Consider the following 15,346-nt stretch of genomic DNA (forward strand, 5'->3'; position numbering starts at 1 on the left):
TATCTTGATATTTTACTAGTTAACGTGCAAATATAAGAAATTAAGTTAATAAAAATTGGGTAGCGGTAAATTGGGCGCATTTTTATGAAAAATGGATATAAACTTAATTAATACAGGTTAATGTTAGTTTAACGATAAAAAATTAGCATATTTTAATTAGATTTATGTCACAATTACTAGTTTTGTTAATATTAATACACTAAAAAAATTAAATATGGGATTTCTAAAAGAGTTTAAAGAGTTTGCAATGCGCGGCAGTGTAGTCGATTTGGCTGTCGGTGTTATCATAGGTGGAGCTTTTGGTAAGATCGTTACCTCATTGGTCGACGATATCATCATGCCACCGATAGGGTATTTAACTGGTGGTGTTGATTTTTCATCCAAAAAATTGATTTTGAAGGCCGCTGATGAGGCTACAAAACAAGCAGAGGTATCCATTAATTACGGAAATTTTATCAACGTAGTTATTCAATTTTTAATAGTCGCATTCTGTATTTTTTGTGTTATCAAGGCTTTAAATGCATTGAAACGTAAGGAAGAAGCAAAGCCTGCTGCACCGGCAGCTCCAAGTAAGGAAGAAACACTGTTGACAGAAATCAGAGATATTTTAAAAAATAAATAGTTTCACTGACGGGTTATATTCTAAAAAAGCAGCGCGCTCGGATCGTGCTGTTGTTTTTATTTTTTGAACATTGAAAGGTGTTTTTTTTCCCTGTAGCTGAATAGTTTAGCCTGCTGACTACATGTTAACTTTAAATGTTCTGAATATTGTTTGTTTTTGTCTAAAATAAACTTTACTTTTGCATTCCTCTTGGGGAGTTTTGTATTAATTGAAGTAAGAACAAATTAGCATAATAGCGTCATGAAAAGAACATTTCAGCCATCGCAAAGAAAAAGAAGAAACAAACACGGTTTTAGAGAGCGTATGAGCTCTGCAAACGGTAGAAGAGTATTAGCTTCACGTAGAGCCAAAGGTAGAAAACGTCTTACAGTGTCTGACGAATACCGTCACAAAGGTTAATCTTTGACAAAGATCGGTGGCCACTTATAAGAGCTTTTTCTAAATAAGATTAAGTCATCGTATGAAAAATACATTTACAAAAGAAGAACGGTTATGTGCAAAAAGGCGTATTGATGCGCTTTTTAAAAGCGGTTCTTCTTTTGTTTTGTATCCCTTTAGAATTGTTTTTATTTTTGAGAAAAACAATATAGCTGACCATTACCCTTCTTGTCAGTCAATAATTTCTGTATCCAAACGTAGGTTTAAAAAAGCAATTGATCGCAATTCAATTAAGCGGATGATGCGTGAAAGTTACCGTTTGCAAAAATCGAATGATTTGATTCCATTTTTGTTGAAACATAATGTAACTTTGTATTTAGCTATTCAATATGTGGGCAAGCAGATCTTAGCATATGATGTGTTTCGTATCGCAATGAATAAAATGCTGAAAAAATTGCAGGATGAATGTGCTGAAGCTTATTTGGAAAAAGGGGATTAGCCCCTTGTTTAGTTTTATTTTCTTAATTATTATTCGTTTCTATCAAGTTTTCATTTCGCCATTTTTAGGCGCCAGTTGTCGATATACGCCTACCTGTTCTCAGTACGGTAAGGAAGCTATTATAAAATACGGTCCTTTTAAAGGTGGTTGGATGGCTTTGAAACGAATAGCACGTTGCAACCCCTGGGGTGGTCACGGGCATGATCCTGTACCTTGATTTCTATAAAGACGATGAATAATTTAATTTTACAGATAGATACATCAACGACTGTATGTTCGGTTGCCCTGAGTGAAAATGGTCAAACATTACATGTTATCAATCTCGATGAACCGAATGCACATGCAGCCAAACTAACTATTTTGATCGAGGAAATTCTCAAACAAACTAGTCGAAATATGGAGGATTTGAATGCGGTTGCGGTGAGTATGGGACCGGGCTCTTATACTGGACTTCGTATAGGAGTGTCTACCGCCAAAGGTCTCTGCTATGCCTTAGATATTCCGTTAATTGCTATTAATACATTGGAAGCTTTATTTGTAGGGTATAGAAGTCAATTTGGTCTAACAGTAGGTGAGGCTTATCTTCCGATGCTCGATGCACGTCGTATGGAAGTCTATACAGCTGTTTACGATCATGATGCTACGTTAGTAAGAGCAACCTCAGCGGAGATTATCGATATAGATTATTTCAATGGATTGTTGTTAGACTACGATCGTGTCCAATTGTTTGGTGCGGGAGCCGATAAATTTGAAACTTTGTTCAGTTCAACGGAGCGAGTAAATATTTTAAGTGGTTTCAAAGATTCTGCGGCTTTTTTATCACCATTGGCATTTGAAAAATTTGAGCGGAAGCTATTTGAGGATGTTGCTTATTTTGAGCCATTCTATCTTAAAGATTTTGTAGTGACTACTGCAAAGAAAAAGGTTGGCTTATCATAACCAACCTTTTCTTTTGAACCAGAGATAGATCGCAAGAGATATGGCGATCATGATCGCTATGGCAATTGGATATCCGTAGTACCATTCGAGTTCGGGCATGTTTTTAAAATTCATACCATAAATTCCTGCAACAAATGTAATTGGCATAAAAAATACGGAGAAAATTGTGAGGATGCGCATGATTTCGTTGGTGTGATTGGACGAGATATTGAAGTATACATTCAGTAGCTGAGCTACATTTTCAGATAAGTTTTCATATAATGTCGCTGTTCGAACCTGTAGATCTTTAAGATCCCGTGTGTATACATCTTTTTTTGAAGATGAATGAAAATGCTCAACAACCTCTTTGTAGAGAAAGATCACTTTACGTGCAACATCAATCTGTCTTTTGATAAAATAGAGATTTTTCAATACTGGCTGTTGTCGCATGCGTTTCAGGAATATCAATTCTTCGTATGCATCGATGCGTGTTGAAAGTTGCTCCAAGGTTTGGCTAAAGGTAAAGACCGCCGCAGTCGTGATAAAAACAGCCAGTTTACGGCTGTTTTTTGTTTTGATAGATGTGAATTCAATATTCTTGAGCTTTTCTAGAAATTCGATGCGACGTTTGTGTACAGTAATTACAAAATCACTTCCGTAGAAGATGGTAAGGCGGTCGGTGATTTCTCCGATACTGTCTGAATTCTCTTTGAAATTGTCTGACATGACGCGGAGTATAACAAAGGTATAATTGTCAAATTCTTCAATTTTAGGCAGATGTTCTGGCTCTTTAGAGTCCTTGATCGAAGCTTCATTTAAATTAAAACGCTGTTTAATAAAATTGAAGTCTTCTGAGGTTGGCTCAGCTATATCTATCCATTCGTAGTTTGCGATTTCCTTTTCAACAATCGTTCTGACCATAAATCTAATTTTGTAAGGACAAGATAAGAAAGAAAATAAAAAAAGCCATCAACTCAGTTGATGGCTTCCTAGATTATTGTAATCTTCTATTTTTTAGACGATTTATATTCTTCGTTTAATTGTTTGATTACTTCATTGGTGATCTCCAAAGAAGGATCAGCATATAAGACTGTAGGATTGGTTTTTGAATAGGTCAACACTAACTTATATCCATTTTCAGCCGCATGTTTTTTTAGGAATTCAGTTATTTTGTTATAAACATTGTTGAATTCTTCAGATTCGTCTTTTGCTATCGAGGAAGACGCTGTCTGGTCCAAGCGTGCAAGCTCATCTTGTTTTCGTGCTAATTTTTGTTCTGTAGCTTGTCGATCAGCAGCCGACATTGTTGCTGCATTTTTTTGGTATTCGGCAACTTCACGTTGGAAGGCCGTACTTTTGGATTGCAGGTCCGTTTGTGCTTTCTTTACTTTATTTTCAAGCTTTGATTTAATATCCTTAAAATATTGATATTTTTCTGAAAGAGAATCGGAGTTTAAATAGACAATTTTATCTTTATTACTTCCCTGATTTTCCTTGTTTACGGTGTTGGAATCATTTTTTGCAGGCTCGCTTGCTGTTTTTGTACCTTGATTACACGATGCAATCGATCCAGCCAACAAAAGGGCCAAGGACACTTTAGATACAATTGAAGATATAGTATTCATTATTTTGTTTTTTTGCAAATTATTACTGAAAACAAACCTACCACAAAAAAATTGAAATTCTAATTTTTAGAATAAAAAAGTAAAATTATCCGATGTTCTGACAATTCTAGATATCCGCTTGATACTTGTTTGTGGGCTTGATAAATCGGGCAAAATTTCGTATTTTTGGATATTACATTTAAGAGGTTTTCAATGAGCGAAGAAAATAAAAATGCATCCACCTATTCCGCCGATAATATCCAGGTATTAGAGGGTTTAGAGGCGGTTCGTAAGCGTCCATCCATGTATATTGGTGATACCGGTGTAAAAGGGCTACACCATTTGGTATACGAGGTAGTTGACAATTCAATCGATGAAGCTGTTGCAGGATATTGTACAGACATTTTTGTAACTATCCATAAAGATAATTCGATTTCTGTTCGGGATAACGGTCGTGGTATTCCTACAGGAATCAACAAAAAGGAAAATAAATCTGCCTTAGAGCTTGTAATGACAGTATTGCATGCTGGGGGTAAGTTTGATAAAGATACATATAAGGTTTCTGGCGGTTTGCATGGTGTAGGTGTGTCCTGTGTAAATGCATTATCTACTCTTCTGAAGGCCGAGGTTCATCGTGACGGGAAGGTTTTTCAGCAGGAATATCAAATTGGTAAGCCTTTGTATGATGTGAAAGAAGTTGGGGTATCTGATAAGACTGGTACAATTGTAACATTTCATCCAGACCCTACGATTTTCACGCAGACTACGGTGTATAATTACGATACTTTGGCAAATCGTCTTCGTGAGCTTGCTTTTTTAAATAAAGGGGTGAGTTTGACGTTGAATGACGAACGTGAGACAAATGAGGACGGTTCTGAGAAAAAAGAAACATTCCATTCTGAGGGAGGTCTTAAGGAGTTTGTTAAATTTTTAGATGGAAACCGTCAGGCGTTGATTCCAGATCCAATCTATGTGGAAGGTATAAAGCAAGGTATTCCTGTCGAACTGGCTTTACAATATAATGATACGTATTCTGAAAATGTGCATTCTTATGTGAATAACATTAATACCATTGAAGGTGGGTCGCACGTTGCCGGTTTCCGTCGTGGTTTGACCCGTACATTGAAGGCTTACGCGGACAAGTCTGGTTTGCTTAAGAATTTGAAAGTTGAAATTACGGGTGATGACTTCCGTGAAGGATTGACGGCTGTAATTTCAGTGAAAGTTGCAGAACCTCAATTTGAAGGACAGACAAAAACTAAACTCGGTAATTCCGAGGTGATGGGGGCTGTAGATGTTGCTGTTGGTGAGATCTTAGGTGTTTATTTGGAAGAGAATCCACGTGAAGCAAAAGCTATCGTGCAAAAGGTTGTCATTGCAGCTCAAGCACGTGCTGCGGCTCGTAAAGCCCGTGATTTGGTCCAACGTAAAACCGTAATGGGGGGCTCTGGACTTCCGGGTAAATTGGCCGACTGTCAAGACAACGATCCTACGAAATGTGAGATCTATTTTGTCGAGGGTGATTCTGCGGGTGGTACAGCTAAGTCTGGCCGTGATAGAAAACATCAGGCGATCATGCCTTTACGTGGTAAAATCTTAAACGTCGAAAAAGCGATGGAACATAAGATCTACGAAAATGAGGAGATCAAAAATATGTTTACTGCTTTGGGCGTGAGTGTAGGTACTGCCGAGGATGCTAAAGCACTGAATCTTGAAAAGCTACGTTATCACCGCATCATCATCATGACGGATGCCGATGTGGATGGATCCCACATTACAACATTAATCTTGACATTCTATTTCAGATATATGAAAGAATTGATCGAAAGAGGATATGTTTATATTGCAACGCCGCCGCTATATCTGGTCAAAAAAGGAAAAGAACATGAATATGCTTGGAATGAAGATCAACGTATTAATGCTATTCAGCGTTTGAAGGGAGCTGGTAAAGAGGATAGTGTGCACGTACAGCGTTACAAAGGTCTTGGAGAGATGAATGCTGAACAGCTATGGGATACGACTATGAATCCTGAAACACGTACCTTGAGGCAAGTAACTATTGAGAATGCGGCGGAATGTGACCGTATTTTCTCCATGTTAATGGGAGACGAAGTTGCTCCGCGTCGTGAATTTATTGAAAAAAATGCACGTTATGCTAAAATTGATATTTAATGTAAGTTTAGCCTAACGGAAGTGTACATAAGTGAATAGCAAAGCCTGATGAATTTCTCATCAGGCTTTTTTTATTCATTTATATTTCCTATTTTCATGCTAATGAGTCTTTTTTCTGCCGGGATAAAAGCTTCATCGCCTAACATCTAGCCAATATTAATTAAAACCTATTATGAAATATTGTAGCAGAATTTTGCTCTTTATAGGTTGTTTTATTGGAACCTGTATGGCGCAGACAAATGAAAAAATCGATCTCCAAGATTTATTTGAAAGTTTATCGGAAGATCTTCCCGAGGATGCTGATTTGAGCGAACTGAGTGAAAAGTGGCATCATTACCTCAAACACCCCATCGATCTCAATAAAACTGATGGTAGCGAACTCGCTGAGTTACAATTTCTAAATCCTTTATTAATTGATCACCTGCTTGAGCATAGGGCTATATCAGGGAAATTTATCAATATACTGGAACTACAGGCCATCGAAGGATTTAATGAACAAATTGTCCATTTATTGCTGCCTTTTGTACAAATAGGCTCTGAATCACCGTTAAGCGTCCTTAAGTTAAGGAAATTTAAGCAAGAAATTATGTTGCGGTATGCTCGGACGCTCGAAAAATCGAAAGGCTATCGTATCACTGATACAACGCGATCCAGGTATCTCGGCGATGCTAATCGCTATGCGCTGAGGTACAGAGCTCAATTGAACGATAGAATCCAACTCGCCGTTAATATGAAAAAAGATGCCGGGGAACCCTTTTTTAGAGATCAGCAAAAAATGGGGTTTGATTTCTATAGCTTGAGTTTGTCGATAAAAAATTTTGGCCGTTTCAGGAGTATCGTCATCGGCGACTATGCCTTGCAGTTTGGACAGGGGCTCAGTATGTGGAATGGTTTGAATTTCGGAAAAGGAGGATTGGTACAGCATGCCGCAAGACAAGGGATTGGTGTAAAATCCTACACTTCGTTAAATGAGGTTAATTTTATGCGTGGTATTGCCGGAACTTTGCAGATTAAACATATAGAAATTACACCTTATTTTTCTTATCGATCTATTGACGGAAATGTTGACCGTACAACTTTTCCGGCAACGATTTCAACGATTGCAAGTACAGGTTTACATCGCACTCCAACCGAACAGAAATATCGTGGTGCTGCATCTCAAATGGCCTATGGATTGAATCTATTGTGGCGCTATAAACGGTTCAAAGCAGGTGTTCATTTTAACGAGACCCAGTTGGATGTCTTTAAAATCAAGGGAAAGGGAATACGACAGCAAGCTGATTTTGAAGGAGATTTTCTGCGAAACATAAGTTTGTATTCAAACTATACGATTCGAAATATCTATGTGTTCGGCGAATATGCCAACAGCATGGATGGCGGTTCGGCGTTATTAGCAGGCGCGATAATCAGTTTACATCCGCGATTGTCTACGGTCCTTTCACTTCGCGACTACAAGAAGAATTTTCATACTTTTTATGGACATGGATTTGGTGAATCGGGTGATACGTCAAATGAGCAGGGGGGATATTTGGGATTAACGTACCAACTTGGAAGAAAACTACTCTGGTCTAATTATGCTGATGTATTCCGTTTTCCGGGAGCAAAGTATCAGGCTGATACACTATCTACAGGAGCTGATTTCTTCAGTCAGCTAAGTTACATGTGGTATAAAAAGGGGCAACTTTCCTTGCGTTATCGCAACCGATTAAAACAAGTTAACTACACAGGAGAGGGACAGACCGAGCATGGGCTTGTGAATACAGTTAAGCAGCAGTTAAGGGTAGAATTTCATTATCGTCTTAATTCCCGGTGGACTATTCGTTCACGCGCAGAAGCCAATATGTTCCAAAAAGAGTATCAGGAAAACAGTTTCGGATATATGTTTTTTCAGGATGTATTCTGGAAGTCGGCAGCTGGAAAGTTACAGTCAAATATGCGGATCGCATATTTTGACGCGGCTAGCTATGACAATAGAATCTATGCTTATGAGCAAGATGTACTGTACGCAGCTGGTTTCGGCATGTACAATACAAAGGGATGGAGAACCTACCTCAATCTAAACTATCGCTTAAGCCGCCATCTTCGAGTATGGGCGAAGTACGGAATATATTATTATCCCGGAAGAGAGACTATTGGAACAGGATTGGATCAGATCGACGGTAACATAAAATCTGAGGTTAAATTACAGTTGAAATGGCAATTATGAATGAGTTAAGTTTTCTCCAAAGATTAGAGCGAATTCCCATTCTTAAAATTGCAATCCTATATATTTTGATGCTTCTTTTGGCTCCTACATTACCAATTTCTCGCCCAATATTTCAATATTTACAACAGGCGTTGATTGTAATGGCCCTGCTAACCATGTGTTGCTATTTTTTTAGGGGTAAAATTCGCAAATATGGTTATTTGTTCGGGTATTACCTAACTGTTATACTGTTTGGAATCTTTCACTATTGGCGCAATGACCCTATAGTTATCGCAAACCATTTCTCTCAGATCGATGCAGAGAGTTATGTAGTGAAAATAATAGAGGAACCTCAGATAAAGCAGAATATTACCCGTTTTTCTGCAGAAGTGATCGGTGTATATAGGCAAGGGGAGTTTGTACAAACTTCCGGTCGATTGATGATAACCCTAAAATTGAGTGCGAAAAACTTCCTTCAATTTGGTGACTTCCTGTGGTTAAAAGGGGATGTGAAGAGAATAGCTCCGCCACGTAATCCGATGGAGTTTGATTATAGGGAGTATATGAGAAAGTACTTAATATATCATGAAGTTTTTATAAAATCTGGTTACTATAGGGTGGTCAGTCGGCAAGCAACAAGGGAGTTTTCTGTGTTTGCAGCTGCTTTGCAAACGAGAAAGTATTTTTTAGTTAAGCTCCGTAGCCATCTCAAAGGGGATGAAAATTTTGCTATTGCATCGGCATTGTTATACGGTTTTCGAAGCGAGATAAGTACCGGTAGTATGGAGGCTTTCACGAATACAGGAACTGTACATATCTTAAGTGTATCGGGGATGCACGTTGCTGTTTTATTTGGGTTTTTATCTCTTATTATCAAACAAATAGCATGGCCACTTTATCTGAAGTGGCTACCATTAATTTTATTATGGAGCACGATCTGGATATATGCCTTTATAGCAGGGCTTGATGCACCAATTACACGCGCAGCTATTATGATTAGTTTTGTTCTATGTGCACAATATTTTAAACGAAGTTTTTCAAGCTTGAATTCGCTTATTATTGCTGCTGTATTGATTCTATTGTTTGCGCCCCGGGCTATTTACGACGTTGGTTTCCAATTGTCTTTTTTAGCAGTTTTGGGTATGATATTATGTGCACCGTTGGTGAATGTACTTTTGCCGGTCAAAAGTTCTATATTCCGATTTGTAAGAGATTTATTAACAGTTTCTATTGCAGCACAGATACTGACAACACCGCTAAGTCTTTATTATTTTGGACAGTTCCCCACTTATTTTCTGATTGCCAATTTACTTGTCGATATTCCTTCCACGCTAGTGATGTATGCTGGTTTTATTATGACCATTAGCCCTGTCGACTGGCTAAATGAGATTTTAGGTTTTCTTTTAGAAAATCTCATTCATTTTATACTATCATGTTTGAAATTTATTGGCCATTTACCTCTTTCGACTATAAAGATAAGCACTATGGAATTTAGTGTTTTATTTTTGGCCTATTTTGCAGTTTTCTCTTTTTTATATGCTTTTCAGTGGAAGGATAAAAGGTACGTATGGCTGGGGCTATATTGTGGAATTGGGATGTCGCTAATCATTGGGAAAAAACGGTTAGAAAGTAATGATTTAGAACGCTTTCGTATTTACAATACAAAACATGAATTGACTATGGGGTATTTCAAAGCTGGTCGCGGAATTGTTTATAGCACTTTTGATTCTTTGCAGGCCAAAGGATTACAATATGCATGTGGAAGAGAAATTGGATTGTTATCGACAGGTGAAGTTCAATTTGTGCCATTAAATGGGCGGGATAGAAAGAACTATTTTGTTACGCTTCCTTTAGGCAAAATCGCTATTTTGTCCCATCCGAAAGGAACGATGTCACCGGCTGATATTGTCATTATTCGAAAAAATTTTTTTTATGGTTTACCAGATGTATTAAAGCAAATTAGACCAAAACTTGTTGTGCTGGATGGGTCCAACTCAATGGAAAAGTGTCTGCTTACGCAACGTATGCTGGATAGTTTGGGGATACAAAATTATCTCATGAAAGATAATTTTGCGTATGTTTGGAATAAGGAGAACTTATGACGCAAGATAGTATATCAATCTTAAGGCAATACTGGGGATTTGACTCATTTAGACCCCTGCAGGAAGAAATTATTCAATCTGTCATTTCTGGTAAAGATACCTTGGCTTTATTGCCGACAGGTGGGGGAAAATCGATTTGTTTTCAAGTACCTGCATTGATGCTGGAGGGAATTTGTATCGTGGTTACGCCGCTTATTGCGTTGATGAAAGACCAGGTTGAGCATTTGAGAAAAAATGGAATTCAGGCGGTCGCAATTTACTCGGGTATGAAGAAGAGAGAGGTGGATATTACCCTGGATAACTGCGTTTATGGAAAAATAAAATTTCTCTATCTCTCTCCTGAAAGGTTGTACAATGACATCGTGAGAGAACGTATACGATTTATGAATGTCAATCTTTTTGCGATAGACGAAGCACATTGTATTTCCCAATGGGGATATGATTTTAGACCGCCTTATTTAGAGTTAGCTAAATTACGTGAATTACATCCCAAAGTGCCTTTTTTGGCTCTTACGGCCACTGCAACGCCGCGTGTGATAACCGATATTCAGCAGAAACTCGATTTTTCAAAGGAAAATGTATTCGTAAAAAGCTTTCTTCGGGATAATCTGGCTTATATGGCTATTGAAGAGGAAGATAAGATGGGCCGCATGGTACGCATCATTCATAAATTGGGCGGATGCGGTATTGTTTATGTAAGAAACCGTCGTGAAACACAAGAAGTAGCGCGTATTTTAGTCAATAATGGGATTTCTGCGGATTATTATCATGCAGGGCTTTCTGGGCAAGAGCGGGATCAGAAACAGCATGTGTGGATGACAAATGTTGTTCGTGTTATCGTCGCTACAAATGCCTTTGGCATGGGGATCGATAAACCTGATGTGCGCTTCGTGATTCACCTGGATTTGCCCGATTCGCTGGAAGCCTATTATCAAGAAGCCGGTAGGGCAGGGAGGGATGGAAAAAAAGCTTACCCTGTTATTCTTTATCAAAAAACAGATGAGCAGAAACTACTGGATAATCTGCAGGCTAGTTTTCCAGATATTTCCTTTATTCAACAAACCTATCACTACCTTTGTAATCATTTTCAGATTCCTTATGGTTCTGGTGAGGGAGTGACAGTGGATTTTGATGTCGTTACATTTGCTAAAAAATATCAGCTCCCCTTGGTGCCAGTGATGAGTGCACTGAAATTTCTGGAGCGGGATACCTGGTTGGTTTTGTCGGAGGCTGTTACAATCCCTTCACGCTTTAAATTTGAGATTGACAGTGCTGAGCTATATAAATTTCAGGTTCAGTATGCAAAATATGATAAGCTCGTCAAGGCTATTTTACGTAGCTATGGCGGCGTATTTGAGAATTTCATATTAATCAATGAATACGAATTTGCAGGAAAATTAGGTTTACCATATGGTCGTGTCGTAGAGCTATTGAAATCGTTAGAAACGTTGGAAATAGCGACTTATTTGCCTTCTACAGATTCACCGCAATTGACATTCCTACAGAATCGGGTCGATTATAAACATCTGCATATCGACCATGTCTTTATTCGGGATCGCCATCAGGTGAAGGAAGAGGAGGTCAATGGCATGATTAATTATATCGAGCGAAGCAATTGCCGTAGTCAATCGTTGTTATTGTATTTTGGTGAGAAAAATGCGGGGTTCTGTGAAGTATGTGATTTATGCCTGATCCGTAATCATCAGGCAAAGCAACGGACAAATATAAAAGCCGAAATAAAGAGCAGTTTACTTGCCGGTGCGAAGAATATCCATGATTTGGTGGGTAGTTTAACATTAGGTACGGAAAAGCAAAGAATAGAGATTATTCGTGATCTGCTGGATGCGGAAAAAATCCGCCTGGAGGATAATCTCTACTCTTGGAATACTTTATTTTAACTTATTTTTCGATTGGAAGATTAAGCTCTTCGCGCCCCCATTCAGACCACGAACCATCGTATACACGGATTTGCTCGTGACCAGCGAGATGAGCAGCAAATGCTAAGATTGAGGCCGTGATACCCGATCCACACGAGAAGATATACTCATTTCCAGTCTTATTAAAGTGATCAAATTGTCGTTTTAATTCATCAATTGGTTTATAAACGATTCCATCAAGTAATTCTTCGAAAGGGAGGTTTTTGGAATGGGGGATATGCCCACCATGAAGGCCTTTCCGGGGTTCAGCTACTAAACCACTAAATCGACCTTTGCTTCTGGCATCAAAAATATTTACTAGAGGATCCCGATAATGAGCTAAGATATACTCTTTATCGGCATACAGGTGTTCTTGAAATTGGGCTTTAAAGTTACCAGGTTTTACAGCAGCTGCATACTGGTCTACGAGCGATAATTTACTTTTTTTCCAAGCGGGGACGCCACCATTTAGAATAAATACCTGTTCAAAACCCATGACCTTAAACATCCACCATGCCCTTGGGCTTGAATAAACACCCCATCTGTCGTATAACACGGCGGTACTATCCTGATTGATTCCTAGGCGTTGCATTTCTCGTTCGAATACTTCTGCCGATACAAGGGTATGTGGTAATTTAGAAGTAGAATCCGAAAGTTTCCCTTCGATGTCAAAAAATTGAGAATGGGGTAGTACTTCGAACTTGGCGTCCTTGATGGATTGGCCAACTTTGTCGATGGTGCAATCAAGGAGGACAATGTCTGTATGCTGTCCCAATGATTCCAGAAGTTCGGTGGGGTTGATTAAGGCTGATTTGAATGACATAACAATAAAGTTTATTGCTACAAAATTACAAAAGCATCCCTATAAAAGCAAAGCGGCTGTTCCAAAAGAACAGCCGCTTTTTATGGATTGAAATTGCTAATTACTTAGCGTTTTTATCATTTTCCATTTGCTCTTTCAATTGAGCTAACACGTCTAAGTCGCCTAAAGTAGATTTCTCAACAGAATCTTTTACTTTTTTAACAGCTGAAGATTCAGCTTTAGCGTCTTTTTTACGGTTGCTAGACTCTTCTTTGCGAGCTTCTTCTTTCTCTTCTTCCCAGATACGAGAGTGAGAAATTACCAAACGTTTGTTCTCTTTGTTGAACTCAATGATTTTGAATGAAGTAACTTCATCAACTTTCAATGATGAACCGTCTTCTTTAACAGAGTGTTTAGAAGGACAGAAACCTTCAACACCATATTGTAAAGCTACGATATCACCTTTATCACCAACTTTGATCACAGTACCTTCGTGAATAGAACCTTCAGTAAAGATCGTTTCGAAAGTATCCCAAGGGTTTTCTTCCAATTGTTTGTGACCTAAAGATAATTTACGGTTTTCTTCATCCAATTCTAAAACAACTACGTCTAATGTTTCACCAACTTTAGTAAATTCGTTAGGGTGGTTGATTTTTTTAGACCAAGATAAATCAGAGATGTGGATCAAACCATCGATACCTTCTTCCAATTCAACAAATACACCGAAGTTAGTCATGTTTTTAACAACAGCTGTTTGTTTAGAACCTACAGGGTAACGCTCAGTGATATTTTTCCAAGGATCTGGAGTCAATTGTTTGATACCTAAGCTCATTTTACGCTCATCGCGATCTAACGTTAAGATTTGCGCTTCGATCTCATCACCAACTTTCAAGAACTCTTGTGGAGAACGTAAGTTTTGTGACCAAGACATTTCAGAAACGTGGATCAAACCTTCAACGCCTGGGATGATTTCTAAGAAAGCTCCGTAATCAGCAACTGTTACAATTTTACCTTTAACTTTAGATCCAACTTCTAATGCTGTATCTAAAGATTCCCAAGGATGCTCAGATAATTGTTTCAAGCCTAAAGCAATACGTTTTTTCTCATCATCAAAATCTAATACAACAACGTTGATTGTTTGATCTAGTGATAAAACTTCTTTTGGATGCTCGATACGGCCCCAAGAGATATCTGTGATATGCAACAAACCGTCAACACCACCTAAGTCGATGAATACACCGAAGTCAGTGATATTTTTAACAGTTCCTTCCAATACTTGACCTTTTTCTAATTTAGCTACGATCTCAGATTTTTGGTTTTCTAAGTCGTTTTCAATTAAGACTTTGTGTGATACAACAACGTTTTTGAATTCATGGTTGATTTTTACAACTTTGAATTCCATTGTTTTACCTACGTATACATCGTAGTCACGGATAGGTTTGATATCAATTTGAGATCCAGGTAAGAATGCTTCAACACCTTTAATATCAACGATAAGACCACCTTTAGTACGGCTCTTAACGAAACCAGTAATGATTGCATCATTTTCTAATGCTTCATTGATAGCTTCCCAAGATTTTTGAGTTTTAGCACGTTTGCGAGAAAGTACTAATTGACCGTTAGCATCTTCTTGAGATTCAACGAATACGTCAACTTTATCACCAACTTTTAATTCTGGTAAGTCACGGAATTCTGATAAAGAAACTAAACCGTCAGATTTGAAACCAACATTTAAGACTACGTCTTTATTGTTGATAGAAACTACAGTACCTTCGATAATTTCACCTTGATTAACTTGGTTGAAAGTATCTGCGTATTGTGCTTCAAGTTTAGCGCGTTCAGCTTCGCTATAATTTCCGAAACCTTTATCATTTGCATCCCAGTCAAATTCACCTTCTGGTGTGATCCAAGTGTTTGATTTGATTTCATCGATTAAGTTTGAATCAGCTTCTGATTCAATTTGTTCAGTGTCTTTCACTACTTTAGTGTCAGCACCTTGTAGCTCTGCGTTTTTCGCTGCTAATTCTTTTTCTGCTTCTTGTTTTTTTGCCATTAATTAATTTTCTCCTTTTTCCTACTTTGTAGGAGTTGCAAAGGTACAAAAAAACTTTAAATGCAAAACTTTATTTTTTCTTATTTTATTGAAAG

General features: G+C 38.0%; 13 protein-coding genes. 9 read left to right on the plus strand and 4 right to left on the minus strand.

The window, feature by feature from the left end; translation table 11 throughout:
• Positions 1 to 214: 214 nt before the first annotated feature.
• The 5 genes from mscL (at position 215) to tsaB (ending at position 2,438) form a co-directional block, all read left to right on the plus strand.
• On the plus strand, positions 215 to 622 hold the full coding sequence (gene mscL, locus VXM68_RS10085) for a large-conductance mechanosensitive channel protein MscL (RefSeq protein ID WP_293955776.1): 408 nt from the start codon (positions 215 to 217) through the stop codon (positions 620 to 622).
• 240 nt (positions 623 to 862) lie between these two features.
• Positions 863 to 1,021 carry a 50S ribosomal protein L34 gene (gene rpmH / locus VXM68_RS10090; RefSeq protein WP_075991291.1) on the plus strand — a complete coding sequence of 53 codons (159 nt, stop codon included), beginning with the start codon at positions 863 to 865 and terminating at the stop codon, positions 1,019 to 1,021.
• Between the two features lie 61 nt (positions 1,022 to 1,082).
• Positions 1,083 to 1,499 carry a ribonuclease P protein component gene (locus tag VXM68_RS10095; protein ID WP_367211172.1) on the plus strand — a complete coding sequence of 139 codons (417 nt, stop codon included), beginning with the start codon at positions 1,083 to 1,085 and terminating at the stop codon, positions 1,497 to 1,499.
• A complete protein-coding gene (yidD, locus tag VXM68_RS10100; RefSeq protein ID WP_209576635.1) occupies positions 1,462 to 1,716 on the plus strand; it encodes a membrane protein insertion efficiency factor YidD in 255 nt (84 codons plus the stop codon). The genes VXM68_RS10095 and yidD overlap by 38 nt, the downstream gene beginning before the upstream one ends.
• Positions 1,717 to 1,730: 14 nt before the next feature.
• Positions 1,731 to 2,438, plus strand: a complete 708-nt coding sequence (tsaB, locus tag VXM68_RS10105; protein WP_367211173.1) for a tRNA (adenosine(37)-N6)-threonylcarbamoyltransferase complex dimerization subunit type 1 TsaB — start codon at positions 1,731 to 1,733, stop codon at positions 2,436 to 2,438.
• Here tsaB and VXM68_RS10110 read toward each other — a convergent pair.
• On the minus strand, positions 2,433 to 3,338 hold the full coding sequence (locus VXM68_RS10110; RefSeq protein WP_293955773.1) for a CorA family divalent cation transporter: 906 nt from the start codon (positions 3,336 to 3,338) through the stop codon (positions 2,433 to 2,435). The genes tsaB and VXM68_RS10110 overlap by 6 nt on opposite strands.
• Positions 3,339 to 3,424: 86 nt before the next feature.
• Positions 3,425 to 4,042, minus strand: coding sequence for an OmpH family outer membrane protein (locus VXM68_RS10115; RefSeq protein ID WP_367211174.1), 618 nt, complete (start codon positions 4,040 to 4,042; stop codon positions 3,425 to 3,427).
• A gap of 192 nt (positions 4,043 to 4,234) precedes the next feature.
• Here VXM68_RS10115 and gyrB point away from each other — a divergent pair, with 192 nt between their 5' ends.
• The 4 genes from gyrB (at position 4,235) to VXM68_RS10135 (ending at position 12,378) form a co-directional block, all read left to right on the plus strand.
• On the plus strand, positions 4,235 to 6,193 hold the full coding sequence (gyrB, locus tag VXM68_RS10120; protein WP_293955771.1) for a DNA topoisomerase (ATP-hydrolyzing) subunit B: 1,959 nt from the start codon (positions 4,235 to 4,237) through the stop codon (positions 6,191 to 6,193).
• 226 nt (positions 6,194 to 6,419) lie between these two features.
• Entirely contained in the window at positions 6,420 to 8,399 is a 1,980-nt protein-coding gene (locus VXM68_RS10125) for a helix-hairpin-helix domain-containing protein (protein WP_367211175.1), read from the plus strand.
• Positions 8,396 to 10,480, plus strand: coding sequence for a ComEC/Rec2 family competence protein (locus tag VXM68_RS10130; RefSeq protein ID WP_367211176.1), 2,085 nt, complete (start codon positions 8,396 to 8,398; stop codon positions 10,478 to 10,480). Before VXM68_RS10125 ends, VXM68_RS10130 begins: the two co-directional genes overlap by 4 nt.
• Positions 10,477 to 12,378 carry an ATP-dependent DNA helicase RecQ gene (locus VXM68_RS10135; protein ID WP_367211177.1) on the plus strand — a complete coding sequence of 634 codons (1,902 nt, stop codon included), beginning with the start codon at positions 10,477 to 10,479 and terminating at the stop codon, positions 12,376 to 12,378. Before VXM68_RS10130 ends, VXM68_RS10135 begins: the two co-directional genes overlap by 4 nt.
• A 1-nt stretch (position 12,379) precedes the next feature.
• Here the strand turns inward: VXM68_RS10135 and VXM68_RS10140 are convergent, their stop codons facing one another.
• Together VXM68_RS10140 and rpsA are read right to left on the minus strand one after the other, a co-directional pair.
• Positions 12,380 to 13,219 carry a sulfurtransferase gene (locus VXM68_RS10140; RefSeq protein WP_367211178.1) on the minus strand — a complete coding sequence of 280 codons (840 nt, stop codon included), beginning with the start codon at positions 13,217 to 13,219 and terminating at the stop codon, positions 12,380 to 12,382.
• A 100-nt stretch (positions 13,220 to 13,319) separates the two neighbouring features.
• On the minus strand, positions 13,320 to 15,251 hold the full coding sequence (gene rpsA, locus VXM68_RS10145; RefSeq protein WP_293955766.1) for a 30S ribosomal protein S1: 1,932 nt from the start codon (positions 15,249 to 15,251) through the stop codon (positions 13,320 to 13,322).
• Positions 15,252 to 15,346: the final 95 nt, after the last annotated feature.

Source organism: Sphingobacterium sp. R2 (assembly GCF_040760075.1).
Classification (GTDB): domain Bacteria; phylum Bacteroidota; class Bacteroidia; order Sphingobacteriales; family Sphingobacteriaceae; genus Sphingobacterium.